Raw genomic sequence first — 24,168 nt, 5'->3', positions numbered from 1 at the left:
GTGGTGAGCAGGCTTGCTCACCACAGATTTTAAGCGACGCTTTCGACCAATCGATGCCACAGCGCGTAATACACACGACCGGATTTCTGCTCCCGGTGCAGGCGCCAGGCGCCCGGCAAGCCCAGGGTAGACGGCGCGGTCTCGCTTTCAGTGTAGATCCACGCATCCGGTGCCAGCCATTGGCGCTCTTCGAGCAAGGCGCACACGGTCGGCAACAGGTTCTGGTTGAACGGTGGGTCGAGGAACACCACGTCGTAGGCACTGGGCGCCTGGGTTTCCAGGTAGCGCAGGGCGTCGGCGGTCTGCACCTGGCCATTGGTGCAGCGCAGGGTGCCCAGGTGTTCCTTGAGGCTGGACACCGCGACATTGCTGGCATCCAGCGCCTGGGCCTGGGCTGCGCCACGGGACAGCGCCTCCAGGAACAGCGCGCCACTGCCGGCGAATGGGTCCAGCACCTTGGCGCCGGCAATGTACGGCGCCAGCCAGTTGAACAGGGTTTCACGTACGCGATCCGGCGTCGGGCGCAGGCCCACGACGTCGGGGAAGCTCAGCTTGCGGCTGCCCCATTCGCCGCCAATGATGCGCAGTTGGCCCACACCGTTATGCACGTTGTGGACAGGTTTTTTCGGGCGAGATGAACTGGCCATTAATGCTCCGGAACCCCGAGCGGCTGCTCGGCAGGTTTATCAGTGGGGGGCGGTAGTGGCTTTTGCGCAGTCGTTGGGCCGGCGGTCACGATGACCATCTTGTCGGCGCTCAAGTGTTTGTTCAAGGCAGCCTTGACCTGCTCTACGGTCAGGGCCTGGGATTGTTTCATGAAATCTTCCAGATAGCTCAGCGGCAGGTTGTAGAAACCCATGGCGCCCAGCTGTCCGACGATATCGGCGTTGCTTGCGGTGGACAGCGGGAAGCTGCCGGCCAGCTCGCGCTTGGCGTCATCCAGTTCCTTTTGCGTCGGGCCGGTCTTGAGGTAGTCGGCGAGCACGTCTTCGACCAAGCGCAGGGTGCCGCCGCTCATTTCGGCGCGGGTCTGCAGGTTGATCATGAACGGGCCACGCACTTGCATCGGCGAGAAACCGGAATACACCCCATAGGTCAGGCCACGTTTCTCGCGCACTTCGCTCATCAAGCGGGTTCCGAAGCCGCCGCCGCCGAGAATCTGGTTGCCCAGGGACAGGGCTGCGTAGTCCGGGTCGGCGCGGTCGATGCCCAATTGGGCGAACAGCAGGTGAGTCTGTTTGGACGGGAACTCGATATGGCTCAGGCCGGCCTTGGGCTCGGTCGGCTGGGCGATCTTCGCCATGGCCGGGCCCTTGGGCAGCGCGGCCGACACTTTGGCGGTCATCGCTTCGGCTTCGGCGCGGGTCAAGTCGCCGACCACGGCAATCACCGCATTACCCGCCGCATAAGCCTTGGCGTGGAACGCCTGCAACTGCGCGAGGGTAATCTTCGGAACGCTTTGCGGCGTGCCTTCACTCGGGTGAGCATAGGGGTGATCGCCGTACAGGCGCTTGAACAGCTCCAGGCTCGCCAGCTTACCGGGATTCTGCTTCTGGTATTCAAAGCCGGCGAGGATCTGGTTCTTGATCCGCGCCAGGGAGTCGGCGGGGAAGGTCGGCTTGCCGATCACCTCGTCAAACAGCGCCAGGGCGGCGTCGCGTTTAGCGCTGTCGCTGAGGCTGCGCAGGGACACCAGCGCCATATCGCGATAAGCGCCATTGCCAAAGTCGGCGCCCAGGCCTTCAAAACCACTGGCAATCTGGCTCACATCCTTGCCCGGTACGCCTTCGTTGAGCATGGCGTTGGTCATCAGCGCCAGGCCCGGCACGTTGCCGTCCTGGCTGCTGCCGGCGGCGAACAGGATGCGCATGTCGAACATCGGCAACTCATGGGCTTCGACGAACAGCACCTTGGCGCCTTCGGCGGTGGTCCAGGTTTGCACGTCGAGCTTGCGGTTGGTCGGCGCCTTGCCGTCCAGTTCCGCCAGGGATTGCAGTTTGTTGGTCGATTGAGCCTTGTCCAATGCCTGGCTGGCGACGGAGTCACTCGGGCGCAGGAAGTACACGGCGCTCGCCGCGATCAACGTGACGACGATCAGGCCCGGCAGGATCAGGCGGCTGCTTTTGCGATCACTCATGAGCGGTCTCCTCAGGCAAAACATGGGCGACGCTCAGACGTTCGCGGGTGAAATAGGTGCGCGCGGCCTTCTGGATATCTTCCGGGGTCACGCTTTGCAGGTCGGCCAGTTCGGTGTCCATGAGTTTCCAGGACAGGCCCACGGTTTCCAGGGAGCCGATGGCCGTGGCCTGGCTGGTGATGGAATCGCGTTGGTACACCAGGCCGGCAATGACCTGGGCACGGATGCGTTCCAGTTCTTCGGCGGTCGGTGGCTTGGCCTTCAACTCTTCCAGCAGGCGCCACAGGCCGGCTTCGGCTTGGGCAACGGTCTTTTTCTTCTGCTGGTTCGGGGTGGCCGAGAGGGTGAACAGGCTGTCGCCCCGGGTGTAGGCGTCGTAGTTGGTGGACGCGGCGGATACCAGCTCTTCGCCACGCTCCAGTTGCTCGGAGATCCGTGCACTGTAGCCGCCGTCCAGCAGGGCCGAGATCAGGCGCAGGGCCTGGACCGAACGCTTGTCTTCGGCGGTGGCCAGGCCAGGTACGTTGAAGCCCAGGATCACGCTCGGCAATTGGGTCTGCACATGCATGGTCAGCAGGCGCTCGCCGGGCTCGGCCAGCTCCATCGGAACCTTGGCGGGCGGTACGTCACGCTTGGGGATCGGGCCGAAGTAGCGCTGGGCCAGGTTTTTTACCTCGTCCGGGGTGACGTCGCCGACCACCACCAACGTGGCGTTGTTCGGTACATACCAGGACTGGTACCAGTGGCGCAGCTCCTCGACCTTCATGCGGTCGAGGTCGGCCATCCAGCCGATGGTCGGGGTGTGATAGCCGCTGGCCGGGAAGGCCATCGCCTTGAAGCGCTCGAAGGCCTTGGACATCGGGTTGTCGTCGGTGCGCAGGCGGCGTTCTTCCTTGATTACCTCGATTTCGCGGCTGAACTCGTCGGCCGGCAGGCGCAGGCTGGCCATGCGGTCGGCTTCCAGCTCAAAGGCAACGCCCAGGCGGTCACGGGCCAGCACCTGGTAGTAGGCGGTGTAGTCATCGCTGGTGAAGGCGTTTTCTTCGGCGCCCAGGTCACGCAGGATCAGCGAGGCTTCGCCGGGGCCGACCTTGGCGCTGCCCTTGAACATCATGTGCTCCAGAGCGTGGGACAAACCGGTCTGGCCCGGGGTTTCGTAGCTCGAACCGACCTTGTACCAGACCTGGGAAACCACCACCGGCGCGCGATGGTCTTCGCGCACGACCACCTTGAGGCCGTTATCCAGGGTGAATTCATGGGTGGGTTGTGGGTCGGCAGCCAAGGCTGAAAGGGGCAGACAAACTGTGCTGAACAGCAGGCCTGCGGCGTGGCGGGCTAGAGCATTCATTCGTTTTTAAACCTGTTGGGCTGCCCGCTTGGTCTTAGCGTCGGCGGGCGAGGAGGTGCTAGGATACTGATCCGACCTAGGGACGGCCACTATGGCTGTCTTGTTAAGGCCCTATTTAGGCCTTACAAAATGTTGCGCATGAACGAGCTGGCTAAAAAACAGTCTGTTACGCATCGAATTTTATTTACCGATGTGCCCCTTGGCGCGTCGCTACCTTGAGATAGCCGTCTCCATGTTTGGTTCCAACGACGACAAGAAGACCCCAGCTGCGGCTGGCGAGAAGAAAGGCCTGTTCGGATGGCTGCGCAAAAAGCCGCAGGAAACCGTCGCTGAACAGCCACAGGTTCAAGCTGAGCCGATCCCCGAGCCTATAGTAGAAGCCGAGCCCGTTGCCGAAGCGCCGGCGCCGGTGGTGTTGCCGATGGCTGAGCCGGTGTTGCAGCCGGTGGCCGAGGTGGAGCCTGAGCCCGAACACAAGCCGTGGCCTGAGCTGCCGGTGCCCGAAGAGCCTGTGGCGCTGGTTGAAGATGTGCAGGCCGAGCATGTGGTGCCGCCGATTCCGGTGACCGTTGAGCCACAGCCGGTCGTTGTCGAAGCTCCCGCCCCCGTGCCCGCGCTCGTCGAGCCAGTGGTTGCCGCTCCCGCCGTCGTCGAAGCGCCCGTCGCCTCCACCGAAACCAGCAAGACCGGCTTCTTCGCCCGCCTCAAGCAAGGCCTGAGCAAGACCAGCGCCAGCATCGGCGAAGGCATGGCCAGCCTGTTCCTCGGCAAGAAAGTCATCGACGATGAGCTGCTGGAAGACATCGAAACCCGCCTGCTGACCGCCGACGTGGGCGTCGAAGCCACCGCCGTGATCATCCAGAGCTTGACCCAGAAGGTCGCGCGCAAGCAGTTGACCGATGCCGACGCCCTCTACAAATCCTTGCAGGCCGAACTGGCTGCGATGCTCAAGCCCGTTGAGGCGCCGCTGGTGATCACCCCGAACAAGCCGTTCGTGATCCTGGTCGTGGGTGTCAACGGCGCCGGCAAGACCACCACCATCGGCAAACTGGCCAAGAAGCTGCAGTCGGAAGGCAAGAAAGTCATGCTCGCCGCCGGCGACACCTTCCGCGCCGCTGCCGTCGAGCAATTGCAGGTCTGGGGTGAGCGCAACAAGATCCCGGTCATCGCCCAGCACACCGGTGCCGATTCCGCCTCGGTGATCTTCGACGCCGTGCAAGCCGCCAAGGCCCGTAACATCGACGTGCTGATCGCGGATACCGCCGGTCGCCTGCACACCAAAGACAACCTGATGGAAGAGCTGAAGAAAGTCCGCCGCGTGATCGGCAAGCTCGACGCAGACGCCCCGCACGAAGTGCTGCTGGTGCTGGACGCCGGTACCGGGCAGAACGCCATCAGCCAGGCCAAGCAATTCAACCAGACGGTCCAGCTGACCGGCCTGGCCTTGACTAAGCTCGACGGCACGGCCAAAGGTGGCGTGATCTTCGCCCTGGCCAAGCAGTTCGGGTTGCCGATTCGTTATATCGGCGTCGGTGAAGGCATCGACGACCTGCGCACCTTTGAAGCCGAACCCTTTGTCCAGGCACTGTTTGCCGAGCGGGAGCGTTCATGATTCGATTCGAACAGGTCGGTAAACGCTATGCCAACGGGCATGTGGGCTTGCATGAGCTGAGCTTTCGAGTGCGCCGCGGCGAGTTCTTGTTTGTCACCGGTCACTCGGGGGCCGGCAAAAGTACGCTGTTGCGCCTGCTGCTGGCCATGGAACGCCCGACCACGGGCAAGTTGCTGCTGGCGGGCCAGGACCTGGCTACCATCAGCAATGCGCAGATCCCGTTCCTGCGCCGCCAGATCGGCGTGGTGTTCCAGAACCACCAGTTGCTGTTCGATCGCACGGTGTTCAACAACATTGCCCTGCCGTTGCAGATTCTTGGGCTGTCCAAGGCCGAAATCGTCAAGCGCGTGGATTCGGCCCTGGAGCGCGTGGCGCTGTCGGACAAGACCGACCTCTACCCCGGCGACCTGTCCACCGGCCAGCAACAGCGCGTCGGCATTGCCCGCGCCATCGTCCACCGCCCGGCCTTGCTGCTGGCGGACGAACCCACCGGTAACCTCGACCCGCGCCTGGCGGCCGAGATCATGGGCGTATTCGAGGATATCAACCGTCTGGGCACCAGCGTACTGATCGCCAGCCATGACCTGGCGCTGATCGCCCGCATGCGCCATCGCATGCTGACCCTGCAACGCGGTCGCCTGATCGGTGACGGGGAGGCTGGCGTATGAGTGCAACACGTAGCCCCAAGGTTTCCGAGCGCGTGGCGCCGAAACCGGCCGACCCGCAGCCGAAAAAGAAAAAACACGACGACGATGACGGCCCGGACTTCAGCACCCTGCTGCGCGCCTGGATCGAAAGCCATCGCGCCAGCCTGCTGGACAGCCTGCGTCGCCTGGGCAAGCAGCCGATCGGCAGCTTTTTTACCTGCCTGGTGATGGCCGTGGCCCTGAGCCTGCCGATGGGCTTGTCGTTGCTGCTTAGTAATGTCGAGCGCCTGGGCGGTTCCTGGCAGCGTGCGGCACAGATTTCCCTGTACCTGAACCTGGATGCCAGCACCAAGGAAGGCGAAGCACTACGGGACGATATCAAGAACATGCCGGGCGTCGCGGACGCCGAGTACGTCAGCCGCGACCAGGCACTCGAGGAGTTCCAGCAGCAGTCCGGCCTGGGCGAGGCGTTGAAAGAGCTGCCGCAGAACCCGTTGCCGGGCGTGGTGCTGGTGACGCCGAATGAAGTCGACAAGACGGGCCTTGAAGCCCTGCGACAAAAACTCGCAGAGATGCCGAAGGTGCAACAGGCGCAACTTGATCTAGTCTGGGTGGAGCGCCTGGCGGCGATCCTCAAGCTGGGCGACCGCTTTGTGTTCGGCCTGACGGTGTTGTTGGTGTCTGCATTACTTTTGGTGATAGGTAATACCATTCGTCTTCATATTGAAAACCGTCGCACCGAGATAGAAGTGATTAAACTGGTCGGCGGCACGGACAGCTATGTGCGTCGGCCTTTTCTGTACATGGGCGCGCTTTATGGCCTGGGTGCGGGGATTTTGTCCTGGGGCGTGCTGGCGTTCGGCCTGAACTGGCTGAACGACGCGGTTGTCGGGCTTGCCGGCTTGTACGGCAGCGATTTTGCCCTGGCCGGGGTGCCGGTTGCCGATGGTCTGTCGCTCTTGCTTGGCGCGGTATTGTTGGGTTATATCGGTGCCTGGATTGCGGTCGCACGGCATTTACGCGAGCTGGCACCGAAGTAGTTAATGTCAGGGTAATGTGGTTTCGTTTGTATTGACCGTATCAGTGGTTTAGGGAACTTGTCCTACGGTTCCCGGTCAATTTTCGCAGTGCTGAACTGCACGAGTTATGTGAGTCGGAGGTTTTTTCGTATGACCACTTCTTTGCAACCTGCTTATGCCTTGGTCCCGGGTGCGAACCTGGAAGCCTATGTGCACACGGTCAACAGCATTCCATTGCTGACGCCCGAGCAGGAGCGTGAACTGGCCGAGAGTCTCTACTATGAGCAGGATTTGGGGGCGGCTCGGCAGATGGTGCTCGCCCACCTGCGTTTTGTCGTACATATCGCCCGTAGCTATAGCGGCTACGGCCTGGCCCAGGCTGACCTGATCCAGGAAGGCAACGTCGGCCTGATGAAGGCTGTAAAGCGCTTCAACCCTGAGATGGGCGTGCGCCTGGTGTCGTTTGCCGTGCACTGGATCAAGGCGGAAATCCACGAGTTCATCCTGCGCAACTGGCGCATCGTGAAAGTCGCGACCACCAAGGCCCAACGCAAGCTGTTCTTCAACCTGCGCAGCCAGAAAAAACGCCTGGCGTGGCTGAACAACGAGGAAGTCCACCGCGTGGCCGAAAGCCTCGGCGTGGAGCCCCGTGAAGTGCGCGAGATGGAAAGCCGCCTGACCGGCCATGACATGGCCTTCGACCCGGCCGCCGAAGCGGACGACGACAGTGCTTTCCAATCGCCGGCCAACTACCTGGAAGACCACCGGTACGACCCGGCGCGTCAACTGGAAGACGCCGACTGGAGCGACAACTCCAACCACAACCTGCACGAAGCGCTGGAAGTGCTGGACGACCGCAGCCGTGACATCCTCTACCAGCGCTGGCTGGCGGAAGAAAAAGCCACGCTGCACGACCTGGCGCAGAAGTACAACGTGTCGGCCGAGCGCATTCGTCAGCTTGAGAAAAGCGCGATGAACAAGCTGAAGTTGTCGATCGCCGCCTGAACATGTGGGAGGGGATAAGCCCCTCCCACATTTGTTTGTGTCAGTCGGACCAAGGTGCTTTGCGGGAATTGTTCAGTTCCACCAGGTAACCCTCTCCGCCCAGCTGGCTCATCTGCTGGCGAATCCAGGCTGCCCGCCGCGCCACATACGCGGTCGGATGGCTGGCACTCCATACCCGTGGATTAGGCAACACCGCCGCCAGGTAGCTGGCCTGCTGCCGGGACAACCCCTTGGCACTCACCCCAAAGTGATGTCGCGCCGCCGCTTCCGCGCCAAACACGCCTTCATCCCATTCCACGCTGTTGAGGTACACCTCAAGAATCCGCTGCTTGGGCCAGAACACCTCGATCAGCCCGGTAAACCAGGCTTCCAGGCCTTTGCGCAAATAACTGCGACCCGCCCACAGGAACAGGTTTTTCGACACCTGCTGGCTCAGCGTGCTCGCGCCCCGGATCGAACCGCCGCGCTCGTTGTGCAGGAGCGCCGCCTGGATCGCGCCGAAATCAAAGCCCCAGTGCTGCGGGAAGCGCTGGTCTTCACCGGCCATCACCGCCACTTTCAGGTCGTCGGAGATCTCGTCCCACGGCACCCAGGTGCGTTGCAGGTCAATGGGTTCGCCGTCGAACCAGGATTCGACCTTGCGTTCCACCATCAGCGCGGTGAAGGGCGGCGGGACGACACGGAACAGCAGCACCAGCAGAACACTGCCAATGGCAAACCATTTCACGATGGTGAGAAAGCGTTTGAAGAGGACACGCAGCATAGAGATGGCTTGGCCGAACCCGTTGAGCGGGCCATTATACAGACCCTGTCCAATGAGTCTGACTGGAGTTCCTCATGCTGCGTAGCTTTCTGATGCTGGCTGCCTTTTTCGGCTTCACCGGTGTCGCCCTCGGTGCGTTCGCCGCCCATGGCCTGAAAAGCCGCCTCAGCGCCGAGTACCTGGCGATCTTTCACACCGGCGTGACTTATCAGTTGGTGCACACCCTGGCGCTGTTCGGCGTGGCGCTGCTGCGGGCGCATATTCCGGGGCGCCTGGTGACGTGGGCGGGCGTGTCCTTTGTCGTCGGTATCCTGCTGTTCTCCGGCAGCCTGTACGTGCTGACCACCACGGGGATCAGCAAACTCGGCATCATCACGCCCTTCGGCGGGTTGGCGTTCCTGCTGGGTTGGTTCTTCCTGGGCCTGGCGGCCTGGCGCATGCAACTGACCGCTTGACGCTTGGAGCTGACCTTCAGGTGCCAATCGAGCTAGAATGCTGGCCCCTAAAAACGATGGCGGCCCGTGGCATGCGCATTCAGTTGAACGGCGAATCCCTTGAACTGCCCGACGGTGAAACCGTTGCGGCCCTGCTGACCCGCCTGGACCTGACCGGGCGTCGCGTCGCAGTGGAACTCAACCTGGATATCGTCCCGCGTAGCCAGCACGCCGAGACCACGCTCACCGAGGGTGACCAGGTCGAGGTGGTCCATGCCATCGGCGGCGGCTAGTCCCGCGCTTTTATGTAGCCCCGGATTCTGCAGAACCTCACCCCATTTCGAGGATTTCCCATGAGCATCGTTCGTAGCGACAAGCCCTTCGTCCTGGCCGGTCGTACCTACCAGTCCCGTCTGCTGGTCGGCACCGGCAAGTACCGCGACATGGAAGAAACCCGCCAGGCCATCGAAGCCTCGGGCGCCGAGATCGTGACCTTCGCCGTGCGCCGCACCAACCTCGGCCAGATCGAAGGCGAGCCGAACCTGCTCGACGTGCTGTCGCCGGATCGCTACACCTTCCTGCCGAACACCGCCGGGTGCTACGACGCCATCGAAGCCGTGCGCACCTGCCGCCTGGCCCGTGAACTGCTCGACGGCCACAACCTGGTCAAGCTGGAAGTGCTGGCCGACCAGAAAACCCTGTTCCCCAACGTGATCGAAACCCTCAAGGCCGCAGAAACGCTGGTCAAGGAAGGTTTTGACGTGATGGTCTACACCAGCGATGACCCGATCATCGCCCGCCAACTGGCCGAAATCGGCTGTATCGCCGTGATGCCGCTGGCCGGCCTGATCGGTTCCGGGCTGGGTATCTGCAATCCGTACAACCTGCAGATCATCCTCGAAGAAGCCAAGATCCCGGTCTTGGTGGACGCCGGTGTCGGTACCGCCTCCGACGCCACCATCGCCATGGAACTGGGCTGTGACGCGGTGCTGATGAACTCGGCCATCGCCCACGCCCAGCAACCGGTGCTGATGGCCGAAGCCATGAAACACGCCATCGTCGCCGGCCGCCTGGCCTACCTCGCCGGGCGCATGCCAAAAAAACTCTACGCCAGCGCCTCTTCGCCGCTGGATGGTCTGATCAAGTAAGAGCCATTGATGACTGAATCAAACGAAACGCCGAACACTGTGGAAGAAGGCGACGAGTCCAAGCACCGCCGCATCAAGAGTTTTGTGATGCGCGCCGGCCGCATGACCGAGGGCCAGCAAAAGGGCCTGGAGCAAGGTACGCCGCTGTTCGTCCTGCCCCTGGCCGACGCGCCGGTGGACTATGACCAGGTGTTCGGCCGTTCGGCCCCGCGTTCCCTGGAAATCGGTTTCGGCATGGGTCACTCCCTGCTGGAAATGGCCGCAGCCTCGCCGGAACAGGATTTCATCGGTGTGGAAGTCCACCGCCCAGGTGTCGGTGCGCTGCTTAATGGCGTGCTGACTCAAGGCCTGACCAACCTGCGGGTCTATGACTGCGACGCGATCGAAGTGCTCAACCGCTGCATCGCCGACAACAGCCTCGACCGCCTGATGCTGTTTTTCCCGGACCCTTGGCACAAGAGCCGTCACCACAAGCGCCGCATCGTCCAGGCTTCCTTCGCGGAACTGGTGCGCAGCAAGCTGAAAGTCGGCGGTATCCTGCATATGGCTACCGACTGGGAACCCTATGCCGAATACATGCTGGAAGTGATGGACGTTGCCCCTGGCTACCGCAACCTGGCGCAAGACGGCAAATGCGTACCACGCCCGGCCGAACGCCCGATCACCAAGTTCGAGCGGCGTGGTGAGCGGCTGGGGCATGGGGTTTGGGATTTGAAGTTCGAGAAGCTGGCGTAACTCGCCACTGACTTGAAATGCAATTCAATGTGGGAGGGGGCTTGCCCCCGATAGCGGTGGATCAGTCACTTTGATGTCGACTGACCCTCAGCTATCGGGGATAAGCCCCCTCCCACAGTTGTTTTGTGTTGGATTTGAGGTCAGCGGCGATCGGCGACGACGCCAATCAACACCAGCACCACCACCAGCACCGGCGCCAGGCTGTAGTTATTGAACTGGCTCAAGCCACGCACAATCCACGGCGTCGCATAGATCAGCGCCGCACCACTGCCGATCATGCACAGCAGGGCCATCAACGGTACGCGCAACGCGCCGGCAACGCTGCCCAGGCGTGCTTCGACCCAGCCCTTGATGTCGGCGCCAAACAGCACCAGCAAACAGCCCACAAGGGCCAGGGAGATTTCCGATAGGTTGCTGCGGCTCCAGCGGGATACGGTGGCGAGCAGGTCGAGTACCAGATCCATTCGATTTCCTTAGAGCGATCAGCTCAAAAACTTCTGCAACAGGTCATTGAGAAAGAGTTGCCCGCGGTCGGTGGCCGCCAGGCGTGACGGTTCGACCTGCATTAAGCCACTTTGTTCTGCCTCGCGCCGCGCCTCGTCGAGGCTCGCCAGGTCGAGGCCGGTGCGTTCGGCGTAGAGCGTGGCGTCGACGCCCTCGGTGAGGCGCAGGGCGTTCATCAGGAACTCGAACGGCAACTCTTCGTTGGTCAGCTCCTTCGCCCCGGCCTGGAAGCTTTTGGCCGGGTTGAGGTAGTCCTTCGGCGCGCGGGTCTTCCAGGTGCGCACAATGCGCCCGTCCGGATGGCTGAGCTTGCCGTGGGCGCCGGCGCCGATGCCGATAAAGTCGCCGAAACTCCAGTAGTTGAGGTTATGTCGCGCCGGGCGCCCGGGCTGGGCGTAGGCCGACACTTCGTATTGTGCGTAACCGTGTTCGGCCAGCAGCGCCTGGCCGGCTTCCTGGATGTCCCACAGGGTATCGTCTTCCGGCAGCGCGGGCGGCTGGTTCCAGAACACGGTGTTGGGTTCCAGGGTCAACTGGTACCAGGACAGGTGTGTGGGTTTGAGCGCGATGGCCTGGCGCAGGTCGCTCAAGGCATCGTCCAGGGACTGGTCGGGCAAGCCGTGCATCAGGTCCAGGTTGAAGTTGTCGAACCCGGCCTGGCGCGCCATCCCTGCGGCGCGTACGGCTTCGTCGCCGTTATGGATGCGGCCCAGGGCCTCAAGCTTTGCCTGCTGGAAGCTCTGGATGCCGATGGACAGCCGGTTGATCCCCAGCGCGCGGTAGGCGACGAACTTCTCTTGCTCGAACGTGCCGGGGTTGGCTTCCAGGGTGATTTCGATGTCGCCGGCAAACCGGATGCGTGCTTCCACGCCTTTGAGCAATCGGCCCAGCGCCGCAGCGCTGAACAGGCTTGGCGTGCCGCCGCCGAAGAAGATAGAACTCAGTTCGCGCCCATACACCGCGTGCAGGTCCTGATCGAGGTCGGCCAGCAAGGCGTCCACATACTCTTCTTCCGGCAGCACCTTGCTGGCGGTGTGGGAGTTGAAGTCGCAATAAGGGCATTTGCGCACGCACCACGGGATGTGGATGTACAGCGCCAAGGGCGGCAGCACCGGTAGCGCCGCCCGAGGTGTTTGCGCGCCACCGTGGATCAGCGGCTGCGCGGAGGTGTTCCGGGTCATTTCAAGCCCAGGCGCTGGCGCAGCAAATCCATTGCGCGGGCGCGGTGGCTGATCTGGTTCTTGTCGGCCGGGCTCAATTCGGCGCTGGAGACATTGCGCTCCGGCACCCAGAACAACGGGTCATAGCCAAAACCGTGCTCACCGCTGGCAGCGTGCAGGATGCGCCCGTGCCACAGGCCTTCGCAGAGGATCGGCAGCGGGTCATCGGCATGCCGCACCAAGGCCAGCACACAGACGAACTGCGCGCCGCGCATCGCGTCCGGCACGTCCTTGAGTGCGTCCAGCAGCTTGGCGTTGTTGGCCGCGTCGCCCTTGCCATCGGCATAACGCGCCGAGTAGATACCCGGCGCGCCGCCGAGGAAGTCCACCGCCAGGCCAGAGTCGTCCGCCAGCGCCGGGAGGCCCGAGATCCGTGCGGCATTGCGCGCCTTGAGGATGGCGTTCTCGACGAACGACAGGCCGGTCTCTTCCGGCTCCACCTGGCTGAACTCGCCGATCGAGCGCAGCTGCACGGATTCGCCGAGCATGGCCTGGAGTTCTTTGAGCTTGCCGGCGTTATGGCTGGCCAATACGAGTTGAGTAAGGTTCATCATTCCGCCGGAAACAGTTCCTGGTTGAATTGGAAGCTATGGGCTTTGCCGCCGGTTTCCACATTGATGGTAAACGTCTTGTATTCCCGCTGCGTCACGGAGTACGGCGCGAGGTAATTGATCCCGCCTTTCTCGTCGATTTGCTTGAACGTCAGGATCTCGCTCTTGCCGCCCAGGTCCTTGATGGTGCCTGTCACCTGCGCTGCCACCGGGGTTACGCCCTTGATCACGGTCACATTGATCAAGCCCTTCTCCTTGCTGCGCACCACGCCGACTTTCTGGGCGGTTTCCGGCTGCAGGAAGCTGGAGGTGAAGGTGTTGTAATGAACGGTGATATCACCGAAGTCTTTCTTGCGATTAGCGTCGATAGTGTCCGCCGCCATGGCGCTGGCGCCCAGGCATGCAGTCAGTAGAAAAATAGCCAAGCGACTCATGATCGTCCCTCTTGAAAATGATTAGACGGCAATCTTGTGATCCGTCAGGCCAGGGCTGCTGACCCGGTAGATACCAATTTCGCCCAACAGATTGGGCCATAGCTTGCTTGCCCAGCCGTGACGATGCTGTTGATCGACGGCCAGGCGGTTGATCACCTTGGCTTCACGCTCGCCACACAGGGCTTCGAAGTCTTCGAAGGTGCAGAAGTGGATGTTCGGCGTGTTGTACCAGGTGTACGGCAGGAAATCCGAGACTGGCATGCGGCCCTTGGTCGCCAGGTACCAGCGGCAGCGCCAGTGCCCGAAGTTGGGGAAGGTGATGATGCACTGGCGGCCCACGCGCAGCATTTCGTCGAGGATGCGGTCCGGGTAGTGCACCGCTTGCAGGGCCTGGGTCATCACCACGATATCGAAGCTGTTGCTGGCGAAGTTGCCCAGGCCCTTGTCCAGGTCCTGCTCGATCACGTTGATGCCCTTGGCCACGCACTGGGCGATGTTGTCCGGGTCGTTTTCCAGGCCGTAGCCGGTGACTTGCTTGTTGTCGCGCAGCCAGCTCAGCAGTTCGCCATCGCCGCAGCCCAGGTCGAGCACGCGGCTGCCGGCGGGGATCCAGTCTTGGATGATGTCCAGGTCGGCTCTCATGGCGTTCTCACAAAGTAATGCGGTTCATGTAGTTGCTGAAAGCCTGGAGGTAGCGCGGGATCGGAATCAGGAAGGCGTCATGGCCTTGCGGTGCATCGATCTCCAGGTAGCAGACGTCTTTCTTGGCGGCCATCAGCGCATCCACCAGCTCTCGGGAGCGGGCCGGCGAGAAGCGCCAGTCGGTGGTGAACGACATGACGCAGAACTTCGCCGTGGCGCCCTCGAAGGTTTTCGCCAGGTCGTCGTCGTGGTTGGCTGCCGGGTCGAAGTAGTCCAGGGCCTTGGTCATCAGCAGGTAGGTGTTGGCGTCGAAACGCCCGGAGAACTCCTCGCCCTGATAACGCAGGTAGCTTTCCACCTGGAACTCTACGCTGTGGAAGTCGTAGTTGAGCTTTTCGCTCTTGAGGCCACGGCCGAATTTCTCGCCCATGGAGTCATCGGACAGGTAGGTGATGTGCCCGACCATTCGCGCCAGCATCAAGCCGCGCTTGGGGATCACACCGGCTTCCTGGAACGAACCGCCGTGGAACTCGGGGTCGGTGAGGATGGCCTGGCGTGCTACTTCGTTGAAGGCGATGTTCTGCGCCGACAATTTGGGTGCCGAGGCGATGGCCAGGCAATGGCGCACGCGATCCGGATACGTGATGGTCCATTGCAGGGCCTGCATGCCGCCCAGGCTGCCGCCGATCACGGCGGCCCATTGTCGGATACCCAGCAGGTCGGCGAGGCGCGCCTGGCTGTGCACCCAGTCTTCCACGGTGAGTACCGGGAAGTCGGCGCCGAACGGCCTGCCGGTTTCCGGGTTGAGGCTGCTGGGGCCGGTGGAACCGTTGCAGCCGCCGAGGTTGTTCAGGCTGACGACAAAGAACTTGTTGGTGTCGATGGGCTTGCCGGGGCCGATGCAACTGTCCCACCAGCCAGGCTTGCGCTCGTCAACGCTGTGGAAGCCAGCGGCGTGATGATGGCCGGAGAGGGCGTGGCAGATCAGCACGGCGTTGCTCGCCGTGGCGTTCAGTTGGCCGTAGGTTTCATAAATCAGGTCATAGGCAGGCAGCGAACGACCACAGGCCAGGGCCAGTGGTTCGCTGAAGTGCGCCACTTGGGGCACGACCAGTCCAACAGAATCGGGGGGGAAGGCAGTTGGCATCGACCCTGCTCTCGTTTAAATGAGGCGTAAGTCTAAAGACCGATGCACCCAGCGGCAAGCAAAGGCCAAATGTGGGAGGGGCAAGTCGAATCGTCGCCCCGCCCCTCCTGCATTTGCTCTGCCTGTCAGATCAGTCCGAACAGTTCCTTCGGCATGTTCGCGAAGTCAGCCAGGTACGGGATGCCCCAGCCTTGTATCAGCTGGATCGCGATAAACGCGAAGATCGGCGAAATATCCAGGCCGCCCAGGTTGGGCACCCAGCGGCGGAACGGCGCGAGCACCGGCTCGGTGATCTGAGACACCAGCTCGGCACCTGGGCTGCGGCTACCCGGCGCGACCCAGGACAGGATCACGCTGATGATCATCGACCAGAAGATGATCTTCAAAAACAACGAGAAGATCCCGATCAGTGCCCACGGCAACAGCAGCACGGTGTAAGGCAGGTAGCCCTTGAGCATCAGGACCAGCGCGAACAGCAGGATCTGCAGCAGCAATGCCAGCACCAGTGACGACATGTCCAGGCCGAACATGCTCGGGACCACCCGGCGCAGGGGCTTGAGCAGCGGTTGGGTGGCCTTCACCACGAATTGGCACAGCGGGTTGTAGAAGTTCGCCCGCACCAGTTGCAGGATAAAACGCATCAGCACGATCAGCAGGTACAGGCTGCCCAAGGTCTGGATGATGAAGATGACGGCGTCATTGAGTCCAAGCATCATTTATTCCTTCGTAGGGGGACGACTATTTGCCCAGCTGCTCGGCCATTTCAGCCGAACGATGTGCTGCGGCACCCAGTGCTTTTTCCACCAGGGCTTCAAAGCCCCCGGCCTGGAACGATTCGATGGCAGCCTGCGTCGTGCCGCCGGGGGAAGTGACGCGGCGGCGCAACTCGGCAGCGTCCACCTCACTGGAGACAGCCATTTTCGCGGCGCCCAGGGCGGTTTGCTCGGCCAGTTGCTCGGCGACTTGCTGCGGCAGGCCCAGTTTCACGCCGGCGGCGGTCATGGCCTCGATCAGCAGGAAGAAGTAAGCCGGGCCGCTGCCCGACACGGCGGTGACTGCGTCCAGTTGCTGCTCCTGTTCCAGCCACAGGGCGATGCCCACGGCGGACAGCAGTTCCTGGGCCTGGTCACGTTGCTCGGCGGTCACCTCGTGGGTGGCGTACAGACCGCTCACACCCTGGCGCAGCAGCGCCGGGGTGTTGGGCATGCAACGCACGATCGGTTGCGCGCCGAGCCAGTTGTTCATGCTGGCGCAGGTGATGCCGGCGGCGATCGACACCACCAGTTGGTGCGGCTGCAGGCTTGGGCGCAGGCTTTCGCACACGGCCTTCATGGCCTGTGGCTTGACCGCCAGCACGATCACATCGACACCTTGGATGGCTTCGGCGTTATCGGCGAAGGTTTCGATACCGTGCTCGGCGCTGACGCGGGCACGGGTCTCGGCGCCCGGATCGCTGGCGCGGATCTGCGCCGCTTCCAGGCCCTTGGCCCGCAGGCCGCCGATCAGGCTGGCCGCCATGTTGCCGGCGCCGATAAAGGCAATACGCGTGTTGCTCATGACAGGTCCTTACTTAGATGGATGTCAGCCATTTCATGGCTGGCCGTAGTCGCGGGCGCCAAACAGGGCGGTACCGATCCGCACCCAGGTGGCGCCCTGGGCGATGGCCGACTCAAGGTCGTGGCTCATGCCCATGGAAAGTGTGTCGAGCGGCAGGTTCAGGCTGTTTTGCAGGTCGCGCACGCTGGAAAACGCGGCGTCTTGTTCGGCCCGATCGTCCGTCGGCTCGGGAATCGCCATCAGGCCCCGCAGCTTCAAGCGCGGCAGGGCGCTGATGGCGTTGGCCAGCGCCGGCAGGTCGGCGGAGGTGCAGCCGGACTTGCTGGCCTCGCCACTGACATTGACCTGGATGCAGATATTCAGCGGTGGCAGGTCGGCCGGGCGTTGCTCGGACAGGCGTTGTGCAATTTTGAGACGGTCCACGGAATGCACCCAGGCGAAATTCTCGGCGATGGCGCGAGTCTTGTTCGATTGAATGGGGCCGATGAAGTGCCAACTCAAGGGCAGGTCGGTTAATTCGGCCTGCTTGCCCAGGGCTTCCTGCAGGTAGTTTTCGCCAAAATCACGCACCCCGGCGGCATAGGCTTCACGCACGGCTTGGGCAGGTTTGGTCTTGCTCACGGCCAGCAGGTGGATGCTGTTTGCGTCACGTTGCACGGCGTCGGCTGCGGCGCGGATGCGCTGGCTAACCTGGCCGATGTTGTCTGCTATCGTCGACATTCAAGATGCGCCCGTGGATATGGAGTCCGCGGCATTCTACTGGAAATGGAAAGCCCTATGGATATCACTGAATTACTGGAGGCCGGCGTGCGTCGCGGCGCTTCCGACCTGCATCTGTCGGCCGGTATGGCGCCCATGCTGCGTATTGACGGTGAGGTCTGGCCGTTGGATTGGCCGGTGCTTTCACCCCCGCAAGTAGCGGATTTATTGAGCCCGTTGCTCAACCGCTACCAACAAAAGGATTTCGAAACATCTCTTGAAACGGATTTTGCCTTCGAGTTGCCGGGCGTGGCGCGGTTCCGGGCGAACGTATTCCAGCAGGATCGCGGCATGGGCGCGGTGTTTCGCACCATCCCGGCCGAGGTCCAGAGCCTGGAAAACCTCGGCCTGGGGGAAGTGTTCCAGCGTATCGCCCAGCTTGCGCGCGGCCTGGTGCTGGTGACGGGCCCCACCGGCTCCGGCAAGTCCACTACCCTGGCGGCGATGATCGATTACCTCAACCAGCATCGGCGCCAGCACATCCTCACGCTGGAAGACCCCATCGAGTTTATCCACACGCCGAAAATCGCCCTGATCAACCAGCGCCAGGTGCATCGCGACACCCACAGTTTCTCGCTGGCCTTGCGTTCGGCGCTGCGCGAAGACCCTGATGTGATCCTGGTGGGCGAACTGCGCGACCTGGAAACCATCCGCCTGGCCCTGACGGCGGCTGAGACCGGGCATCTGGTATTTGGCACCCTGCACACCACCTCGGCGGCGAAGACCGTGGACAGGCTGGTGGACGTGTTCCCGGCGGGGGAAAAGGCCATGGTCCGCTCGATGCTGTCGGAGTCGTTGCAGGCGGTAGTGTCCCAGGTGCTGGTCAAGAAGGTTGGCGGCGGGCGGGTGGCGGCCCATGAAATCATGCTGGGTACGCCAGCCATTCGAAATTTGATCCGCGAGGACAAGGTGGCGCAGATGGTCTCGGCGATTCAGACCGGCGGTGCGCTGGGTATGAAAACGCTGGATATGAGCTTGAAGGCGTTGGTCACGGAAGGCGTGATCAGCCGGGAAGAGGCGCGGGAGAAGGCGAGGGTGCCTGGGGATATCTGAGGGGTTGTGAACGACACACATCAAATGTGGGAGGGGGCTTGCCCCGATAGCGGTGGATCAGTCAGCTTATCTGTACCTGGCCCACTGCTATCGGGAGCAAGCCCCCTCCCACATGTACTACTGCATTCCAGCTTCAGATCAGCGTTGTACTACCCGCAAGGTGTTCTGCTCTTTCGGCAGAACCCGCTTGGCAATCACGTAGTTCTTGTCCCAGAACGGCTTTTTCAGCGTGTCGATGCTGACCGACTTGCCACGACGCGGTGCGTGGATGAAGCGGTCGTTGCCCAGGTAGATGGCTACGTGGTTCACCTGGCGGCTCTTCAGTTTGAAGAACAACAGGTCACCCGGTTTCAGGTCCTTGCGCTCAACCTTCTGCCCATGACCGGCGGCCATGGCGTTGGAGGTGCGCGGCAGATCCACGGCCGCTACGTCGTTAAACGCATATTTCACCAGGCCGCTGCAGTCAAACCCTTTACTTGGGCTGCTGCCGCCCCAACGATAAGGAGTACCGAGCACGTTTACGGCGCGGCTGAGGACGGTGCTGCTTTGCCTGGTGTTGACTGCCATCAGGCCTGGAACTGCTTTACCGTGGGCCTTGCTCAGTTGAGTCGGGCGGCTGACGGTTGGCTTTGCCGATTTGGCAGTGCTGGGCGCGCTGTGGACTTTAGGGGTGAAACCGTTGACGTTCGGAAGTCGTTGCTCACGATTGGTGGCGTGGGCGGCCAGTGGCATTAATAGGCAAATGGTTAGCCATGTCTTTAAAAATGGTCGCATCAGGCGTGGCTCTTATGGGTTTGCGCGCAACTTTATAACAGCTTTTTGTGTCGTTCTCAGGCCGTTTGTCGACTGAACCTTGGGGTCAAACTCAGGAAAAACGCGACGATTCGCCGCGATTGTCCTACACAAGTCAGGTGGCATAAGGCTTTCAGGGGAGGGAAGATACCATTTGCCGTACGTCGGGCGCCTGTAAAAAAGTCACAAAGAAAGTGAAAAAATTTATCTATCGAAGCAAAAGAGGTACGCCATGAACACCTATCAACAGGTTGGTCCGCAGCAAGACACCCACAGCAAGGTGATCGGTTACCTGCTCTGGATTTTCGGGTTTACCGGGGCCCATCGTTTCTATTACGGCAAACCGGTCACTGGAACGATCTGGTTTTTCACCCTCGGCTTGCTGGGGATCGGCTGGCTGATCGACCTGTTCCTGATTCCGGCCATGGACCGTGAAGCGGACCTGCGTTTTACCGCTGGGCCAATCGAATACAACGTGGCGTGGATTCTGTTGGCGTTCCTGGGGGTGTTCGGCGTGCACCGCATGTACCAGGGCAAATGGATCACCGGCCTGATCTACCTGCTGACCGGCGGCTTATTCCTGGTGGGGGTGCTGTATGACTTCTGGACCTTGAATACCCAGGTTTCGATCCGCAATGCCGAGCGCAACGGCGGCCGGTAGATCATAAATAACCTGTAGAAGCGAGCAAGCTCGCTCCTACAGTTTTTAATGGCTCAAGCCTGGTAGCTGATGCGCCCATCCACCAAGGTGTAGCGCACGCTCGCCGGCAGGCTATGGCCGATGAACGGGCAGTTCTCACCCTTGGACAGCCAGTGCTCGCCCGCAACCGTGGAGCCGGCCGGGTCAAACAGCACCAGATCCGCCGCCGACCCCACCGCCAGCTTGCCCGCCGGCAGGCGCAAGGCCTCGGCCGGGCCTGCGCTCAGGCGCGCCAGCAGTGTCGGCAGGTCCAGCAAACCGTCTTCCACCAACGTCATCGCCAGCGGCAGCAACAGCTCCACGCTGCTGATGCCCGGCTCCGTCGCGCCGAACGGCGCCAGCTTGGCATCGCGCTCATGGGGCTGGTGGTGGCTGGAAATCGCCGAGATCACCCCCGATTTCACTGCCGCACGCAAACCGTCACGATCGGCCAGTGTGCGCAGCGGCGGTTGCACGTGGTAAAGGCTGGAGAAGTCAATCAGCGCCTCATCCGTCAGCAGCAACTGATACAACGCCACGTCTGCCGTCACCGGCAGGCCACGGGCCTGGGCCTGGGCGATCAGGGCCACGCCCCGGGCGCTGGTCAGTTGGCTGAAGTGCGCACGCACGCCGCTTTGTTCCACCAGCAGCAGGTCACGGGCCAGGGCTACGGTTTCAGCGGTTTCCGGAATACCCGGCAAGCCGAGGAAGCTGGCGACCGCACCTTCATGGGCCAGGCCGCCTTCGGCCAGGTCGCGGTCCTGGGAGTGGAAGATCACCGTCAAGTCGAAGGTGGCCGCGTATTCCAGGGCGCGGCACAGGGTGCGGGTGCTGCGGAAACTCTCCAGGCCGTTGCCGAACGCCACGCAACCGGCATCGCGCAGGGCGATCAGTTCGGCGAGTTGTTCGCCTTCCAGGCCTTTGCTCAGGGCGCCGATGGGGAACACTTTGCAATTGCCGGCTTCACGGGCACGGTCGAGGATCAGCTCGGTCACGGCCGACGTGTCGAGCACCGGCTTGGTGTGCGGTGGGCAGCACAGGCTGGTGACGCCACCGGCTGCGGCCGCTCGGGTCTCGCTGGTGATATTGCCTTTGCGGCTGAAGCCCGGCTCGCGCAGGGCGACGTTCAGGTCAACCAGGCCGGGCGCGGCCACCAGGCCTTTGGCGTCGATGGTCTCGCTGGGGCTGAAAGCACCGGGCGCGGCACCGATGGCGATGATCCGGCCGGCCTCCAGGTGCAGATCGGTAACGTGATCCAGGCCACTGGCCGGATCGATGACTCGGGCGCCGAGAATGCTGAGCTTCACTGGGCCTTCTCCTGCTCGAATTGACGTTGCGCGGTTTGTCCGCTCATGGCCATGGACAACACCGCCATGCGCACGGCGATGCCATACGTGACCTGGTTGAGAATCACCGACTGGCTGCCGTCGGCCACCGCCGACTCAATCTCCACGCCTCGGTTGATCGGCCCCGGGTGCATCACGATGGCGTCCGGCTTGGCGCCGGCCAGGCGTGCGGTGGTCAGGCCGAACAGACGGTAGAACTCGCCTTCGCTCGGCAGCAGGCCACCCGACATGCGTTCGCGTTGCAGGCGCAGCATGATCACCACGTCCACATCCTTGAGGCCTTCGGTCATGTCGGTGTAGACCTTCACGCCGTATTGCTCGATGCCGATGGGCAGCAGGGTTTTCGGTGCGATCACGCGGATGTCCGGGCAACCCAGGGTTTTCAGGGCCAGCATGTTCGAGCGTGCCACCCGCGAGTGCAGGATGTCGCCGACGATGGCCACCGAGAGGTTTTCAAAGCTGCCCTTGTGCCGGCGTATGGTGAGCATGTCGAGCATGCCCTGGGTCGGGTGGGCGTGACGGCCGTCGCCGCCGTTGATGATCGCCACCTGCGGGCACACGTGCTCGGCAATGAAGTGGGCGGCCCCGGAGTCGCCGTGGCGCACCACGAACATATCGGCGGCCATTGCTTCCAGGTTGCGCAGGGTGTCGAGCAGGGTCTCGCCCTTGCTCGCCGACGAGGTGGACACGTTCAGCGTGATCACGTCGGCCGACAGCCGTTGGGCCGCCAGTTCAAAGGTGGTCCGTGTACGGGTGGAGTTCTCGAAGAACACGTTGCAGATGGTCTTGCCGCGCAGCAGCGGGACTTTCTTCACCGCCCGGCCGCCAACCTCGAGGAACGAGTCGGCGGTGTCGAGGATTTCGGTGAGCAGTTCGCGGGGCAAACCGTCGAGGGACAAGAAGTGTTGCAACTGGCCCTGAGCATTGAGCTGCAGCGGGCGCTTGGCATCTAGAGGCGTCATCGCGGGGACTCTTTACAAGGCGGTTTAAAGGGCAAGGTCTTGCAGTTCGAGTTCGAGCGGCGTGGGACCGGACAATTTTACTCGCTGGCTGGCCTCAAGGGACAGCGTGGCGCCAACCACGTCCGGGCTGATGGGCAGTTCGCCTGCCTCCAGGTCCAGCAGGCAGACCAGGGTGATGCTGGCCGGGCGCCCGTAATCGAACAATTCATTCATGGCGGCGCGGATGGTACGGCCGCTCATCAGTACATCGTCGATCAGCACCAGGTGCTGGCCTTCAATCTCGAACGGCAGGGCGGACGGGCGCACTTGCGGGTGCAGGCCGTTCTGGCTGAAGTCGTCGCGGTAGAAGGACACGTCCAGGGTACCCAAGGGTGAGTCGCTGCCCAGTTCGTCCAGCAACGCCTGGGCGACCCACACACCACCGGTGCGAATGCCGATAAAGCGCGGTTCGCTGATGCCACGGTGTTCCAGGTGCGTCTTGAGGCTAACCGCCATCTGGCGGATCAGTTCGGCGGGGTTTGGCAGGCTCATGGTGGCTCCTTCAAGGCCTTGCGCGGCGGGGGCGACGACAAGGTCCGGGCTCAAACGTAGGAAGACGCGGCAAGCCGCGTCAGTCAGGATTCAAATAAAGCAGTGTTTTCGTCCAGCCAGCCCTGTAACAGCAAGGCGGCGGCGATGGCGTCCACCGGGTTGTCGCGGTAGCTGCCTTTCTGGCCGCCACGGTCACGGCGCTCGCCCTTGGCTTCAAAGGTGGTCAGGCGTTCATCGTGGGTATAGAAGGGCAGGTTGTAGCGGCCATTAAGACGGCGGGCGAACTTTTCGGCGCGCAGGCACATGTCGCTGGGGGTGCCGTCCATGTTCAGGGGCAGGCCGACCACTACGGCATCGGGCTTCCACTCTTTGATCAGGGCTTCGACCTGGTTCCAGTCCGGTATGCCGTTCTGGGCCTTGAGGGTGCACAGCTCGCGGGCCTGGCCGGTGATGACCTGGCCGACCGCTACGCCGATCTGCTTGGTGCCGTAGTCAAAGCCGAGGATCAGACGCAAGGCCATCAGGCGTGCCCCGCCTGGCTGGTCAGCAGGCTGAGGTTGACCCGCAGCTTGGCCGCGGCGGCTTCCAGGCGCAATTCGCTTGCGGTGTTGAACAGGATGTCGGCATCGAACGGGCAGGTCAGCCAGGCATTGCTGGCCAGTTCGGCTTCCAACTGCCCGGCTTCCCAGCCGGCGTAACCCAGGGTGATCACACTTTGCTCAGGGCCCACGCCGTCGGCGATGGCGAACAACACGTCCTGGGAGGTGGACAGCGAGACTCCGTCCAGGTCAACCGTGGCCTGGAACTTCGGCCCGGTGGGGTGCAGCACAAAGCCGCGATCGGTCTGCACCGGCCCGCCGATGTAGATCGGCACGCCCTGGCAACGGGCCGGCGGGTCGACCTCCGGACGCAGTTGTTCAAGGATATCGGCCAGGTTCAGCGCCTGCGGGCGGTTCACCACCAACCCCATGGCACCATTGGCCGTGTGCTCGACGATGTAGGTCAAGGTCTGCGCAAAGTTCGGGTCGGCCATATGGGGCATGGCGATCAGGAATTGGTGCTTGAGGTAGGTCGGGCTGACATTTTTCATGTCCGCTAGTGTGGCGTTGGAGGGGCGAACTGACAAGCTGGACGTGACCCGAA

Annotated in this window: 29 protein-coding genes; 10 read left to right on the top strand and 19 right to left on the bottom strand. The window is 62.4% G+C overall.

Translation table 11 applies throughout. The features are described 5' to 3' along the window. Positions 1-29: 29 nt before the first annotated feature. Genes rsmD through B9N88_RS21910 form a run of 3 tightly spaced genes read right to left on the bottom strand, consistent with a single transcriptional unit; the run spans position 30 to position 3,485 of the window. Entirely contained in the window at positions 30-647 is a 618-nt protein-coding gene (rsmD, locus tag B9N88_RS21920; RefSeq protein ID WP_027606107.1) for a 16S rRNA (guanine(966)-N(2))-methyltransferase RsmD, read from the bottom strand. Continuing rightward, positions 647-2,137 carry a M16 family metallopeptidase gene (locus B9N88_RS21915; RefSeq protein WP_027606106.1) on the bottom strand — a complete coding sequence of 497 codons (1,491 nt, stop codon included), beginning with the start codon at positions 2,135-2,137 and terminating at the stop codon, positions 647-649. Before B9N88_RS21915 ends, rsmD begins: the two co-directional genes overlap by 1 nt. Continuing rightward, positions 2,130-3,485 carry a M16 family metallopeptidase gene (locus B9N88_RS21910; protein ID WP_027606105.1) on the bottom strand — a complete coding sequence of 452 codons (1,356 nt, stop codon included), beginning with the start codon at positions 3,483-3,485 and terminating at the stop codon, positions 2,130-2,132. Before B9N88_RS21910 ends, B9N88_RS21915 begins: the two co-directional genes overlap by 8 nt. A 232-nt stretch (positions 3,486-3,717) precedes the next feature. On the opposite strand from B9N88_RS21910, the gene ftsY reads away from it, so the two are divergent. The 4 genes from ftsY to rpoH all read left to right on the top strand — a co-directional run bounded on the left by ftsY (position 3,718) and on the right by rpoH (position 7,768). Next, positions 3,718-5,097: a signal recognition particle-docking protein FtsY gene (gene ftsY, locus B9N88_RS21905; protein WP_027606104.1), complete on the top strand. Its 1,380-nt coding sequence runs from the start codon at positions 3,718-3,720 to the stop codon at positions 5,095-5,097. Continuing rightward, the gene (gene ftsE / locus B9N88_RS21900) at positions 5,094-5,765 is read left to right on the top strand and encodes a cell division ATP-binding protein FtsE (protein ID WP_003213784.1); all 672 of its coding nucleotides are present in this window, start codon (positions 5,094-5,096) and stop codon (positions 5,763-5,765) included. The genes ftsY and ftsE overlap by 4 nt, the downstream gene beginning before the upstream one ends. Beyond that, positions 5,762-6,784, top strand: coding sequence for a permease-like cell division protein FtsX (gene ftsX / locus B9N88_RS21895; RefSeq protein ID WP_027606103.1), 1,023 nt, complete (start codon positions 5,762-5,764; stop codon positions 6,782-6,784). The genes ftsE and ftsX overlap by 4 nt, the downstream gene beginning before the upstream one ends. A gap of 129 nt (positions 6,785-6,913) precedes the next feature. After that, a complete protein-coding gene (gene rpoH / locus B9N88_RS21890) occupies positions 6,914-7,768 on the top strand; it encodes an RNA polymerase sigma factor RpoH (protein ID WP_003176698.1) in 855 nt (284 codons plus the stop codon). Positions 7,769-7,808: 40 nt separating this feature from the next. Here the strand turns inward: rpoH and mtgA are convergent, their stop codons facing one another. Then, a complete protein-coding gene (mtgA, locus tag B9N88_RS21885; protein WP_027606102.1) occupies positions 7,809-8,531 on the bottom strand; it encodes a monofunctional biosynthetic peptidoglycan transglycosylase in 723 nt (240 codons plus the stop codon). A 74-nt stretch (positions 8,532-8,605) separates the two neighbouring features. Between mtgA and B9N88_RS21880 the strand changes: the two genes are divergently transcribed. From B9N88_RS21880 to trmB, 4 genes are all read left to right on the top strand, one after another. After that, entirely contained in the window at positions 8,606-8,986 is a 381-nt protein-coding gene (locus tag B9N88_RS21880; RefSeq protein ID WP_027606101.1) for a DUF423 domain-containing protein, read from the top strand. Between the two features lie 71 nt (positions 8,987-9,057). Beyond that, positions 9,058-9,258: a sulfur carrier protein ThiS gene (gene thiS / locus B9N88_RS21875; protein ID WP_049711100.1), complete on the top strand. Its 201-nt coding sequence runs from the start codon at positions 9,058-9,060 to the stop codon at positions 9,256-9,258. Positions 9,259-9,318: 60 nt separating this feature from the next. Then, the gene (locus B9N88_RS21870) at positions 9,319-10,113 is read left to right on the top strand and encodes a thiazole synthase (RefSeq protein ID WP_027606099.1); all 795 of its coding nucleotides are present in this window, start codon (positions 9,319-9,321) and stop codon (positions 10,111-10,113) included. Between the two features lie 9 nt (positions 10,114-10,122). Next, the gene (trmB, locus tag B9N88_RS21865) at positions 10,123-10,848 is read left to right on the top strand and encodes a tRNA (guanosine(46)-N7)-methyltransferase TrmB (RefSeq protein ID WP_027606098.1); all 726 of its coding nucleotides are present in this window, start codon (positions 10,123-10,125) and stop codon (positions 10,846-10,848) included. A gap of 140 nt (positions 10,849-10,988) precedes the next feature. Here trmB and B9N88_RS21860 read toward each other — a convergent pair whose 3' ends face one another. The 9 genes from B9N88_RS21860 to B9N88_RS21820 all read right to left on the bottom strand — a co-directional run bounded on the left by B9N88_RS21860 (position 10,989) and on the right by B9N88_RS21820 (position 17,623). Beyond that, the gene (locus B9N88_RS21860; protein ID WP_010207241.1) at positions 10,989-11,312 is read right to left on the bottom strand and encodes a DUF3392 domain-containing protein; all 324 of its coding nucleotides are present in this window, start codon (positions 11,310-11,312) and stop codon (positions 10,989-10,991) included. Between the two features lie 18 nt (positions 11,313-11,330). After that, positions 11,331-12,533 (bottom strand): radical SAM family heme chaperone HemW, encoded by a 1,203-nt coding sequence (gene hemW / locus B9N88_RS21855; protein ID WP_027606097.1) that lies wholly within the window; start codon positions 12,531-12,533, stop codon positions 11,331-11,333. After that, complete coding sequence (gene rdgB, locus B9N88_RS21850) at positions 12,530-13,126, bottom strand: RdgB/HAM1 family non-canonical purine NTP pyrophosphatase (RefSeq protein ID WP_027606096.1); 597 nt, start codon at positions 13,124-13,126, stop codon at positions 12,530-12,532. The genes hemW and rdgB overlap by 4 nt, the downstream gene beginning before the upstream one ends. Further along, positions 13,123-13,557: a DUF4426 domain-containing protein gene (locus B9N88_RS21845; protein WP_027606095.1), complete on the bottom strand. Its 435-nt coding sequence runs from the start codon at positions 13,555-13,557 to the stop codon at positions 13,123-13,125. Before B9N88_RS21845 ends, rdgB begins: the two co-directional genes overlap by 4 nt. Positions 13,558-13,578: 21 nt before the next feature. Beyond that, positions 13,579-14,199 carry a methionine biosynthesis protein MetW gene (gene metW / locus B9N88_RS21840; RefSeq protein ID WP_017735309.1) on the bottom strand — a complete coding sequence of 207 codons (621 nt, stop codon included), beginning with the start codon at positions 14,197-14,199 and terminating at the stop codon, positions 13,579-13,581. Between the two features lie 7 nt (positions 14,200-14,206). Next, positions 14,207-15,346 carry a homoserine O-succinyltransferase MetX gene (locus tag B9N88_RS21835; RefSeq protein WP_027606094.1) on the bottom strand — a complete coding sequence of 380 codons (1,140 nt, stop codon included), beginning with the start codon at positions 15,344-15,346 and terminating at the stop codon, positions 14,207-14,209. A 125-nt stretch (positions 15,347-15,471) separates the two neighbouring features. Continuing rightward, positions 15,472-16,059 (bottom strand): YggT family protein, encoded by a 588-nt coding sequence (locus B9N88_RS21830; RefSeq protein ID WP_027606093.1) that lies wholly within the window; start codon positions 16,057-16,059, stop codon positions 15,472-15,474. 25 nt (positions 16,060-16,084) lie between these two features. Beyond that, the gene (gene proC / locus B9N88_RS21825; RefSeq protein WP_027606092.1) at positions 16,085-16,903 is read right to left on the bottom strand and encodes a pyrroline-5-carboxylate reductase; all 819 of its coding nucleotides are present in this window, start codon (positions 16,901-16,903) and stop codon (positions 16,085-16,087) included. Between the two features lie 33 nt (positions 16,904-16,936). Next, positions 16,937-17,623, bottom strand: a complete 687-nt coding sequence (locus B9N88_RS21820) for a YggS family pyridoxal phosphate-dependent enzyme (protein WP_027606091.1) — start codon at positions 17,621-17,623, stop codon at positions 16,937-16,939. A 57-nt stretch (positions 17,624-17,680) separates the two neighbouring features. Between B9N88_RS21820 and B9N88_RS21815 the strand changes: the two genes are divergently transcribed. Then, positions 17,681-18,715, top strand: a complete 1,035-nt coding sequence (locus tag B9N88_RS21815) for a type IV pilus twitching motility protein PilT (protein WP_027606090.1) — start codon at positions 17,681-17,683, stop codon at positions 18,713-18,715. A 138-nt stretch (positions 18,716-18,853) separates the two neighbouring features. Here the strand turns inward: B9N88_RS21815 and B9N88_RS21810 are convergent, their stop codons facing one another. After that, the gene (locus B9N88_RS21810; RefSeq protein ID WP_027606089.1) at positions 18,854-19,489 is read right to left on the bottom strand and encodes a C40 family peptidase; all 636 of its coding nucleotides are present in this window, start codon (positions 19,487-19,489) and stop codon (positions 18,854-18,856) included. Between the two features lie 250 nt (positions 19,490-19,739). On the opposite strand from B9N88_RS21810, the gene B9N88_RS21805 reads away from it, so the two are divergent. Continuing rightward, positions 19,740-20,168, top strand: coding sequence for an NINE protein (locus B9N88_RS21805; protein WP_027606088.1), 429 nt, complete (start codon positions 19,740-19,742; stop codon positions 20,166-20,168). A 53-nt stretch (positions 20,169-20,221) separates the two neighbouring features. Here B9N88_RS21805 and B9N88_RS21800 read toward each other — a convergent pair whose 3' ends face one another. The 5 genes from B9N88_RS21800 to B9N88_RS21780 form a co-directional block, all read right to left on the bottom strand. Further along, the gene (locus B9N88_RS21800) at positions 20,222-21,493 is read right to left on the bottom strand and encodes a dihydroorotase (protein WP_027606087.1); all 1,272 of its coding nucleotides are present in this window, start codon (positions 21,491-21,493) and stop codon (positions 20,222-20,224) included. Further along, complete coding sequence (locus B9N88_RS21795) at positions 21,490-22,494, bottom strand: aspartate carbamoyltransferase catalytic subunit (RefSeq protein ID WP_027606086.1); 1,005 nt, start codon at positions 22,492-22,494, stop codon at positions 21,490-21,492. The genes B9N88_RS21800 and B9N88_RS21795 overlap by 4 nt, the downstream gene beginning before the upstream one ends. 24 nt (positions 22,495-22,518) lie before the next feature. Next, the gene (gene pyrR / locus B9N88_RS21790) at positions 22,519-23,025 is read right to left on the bottom strand and encodes a bifunctional pyr operon transcriptional regulator/uracil phosphoribosyltransferase PyrR (protein ID WP_027606085.1); all 507 of its coding nucleotides are present in this window, start codon (positions 23,023-23,025) and stop codon (positions 22,519-22,521) included. Between the two features lie 83 nt (positions 23,026-23,108). Continuing rightward, positions 23,109-23,546, bottom strand: a complete 438-nt coding sequence (gene ruvX / locus B9N88_RS21785) for a Holliday junction resolvase RuvX (RefSeq protein ID WP_005792259.1) — start codon at positions 23,544-23,546, stop codon at positions 23,109-23,111. Further along, positions 23,546-24,115, bottom strand: a complete 570-nt coding sequence (locus B9N88_RS21780; protein ID WP_027606084.1) for a YqgE/AlgH family protein — start codon at positions 24,113-24,115, stop codon at positions 23,546-23,548. Before B9N88_RS21780 ends, ruvX begins: the two co-directional genes overlap by 1 nt. Between the last annotated feature and the right edge of the window lie 53 nt (positions 24,116-24,168).

The sequence above is a fragment of the Pseudomonas sp. LAMO17WK12:I1 genome (genome assembly GCF_900177315.1).
GTDB lineage: Bacteria > Pseudomonadota > Gammaproteobacteria > Pseudomonadales > Pseudomonadaceae > Aquipseudomonas > Aquipseudomonas marginalis.
Note: the sequence above shows the minus strand (reverse complement) of the source record. Positions and strands in the feature narration are given on the sequence as shown.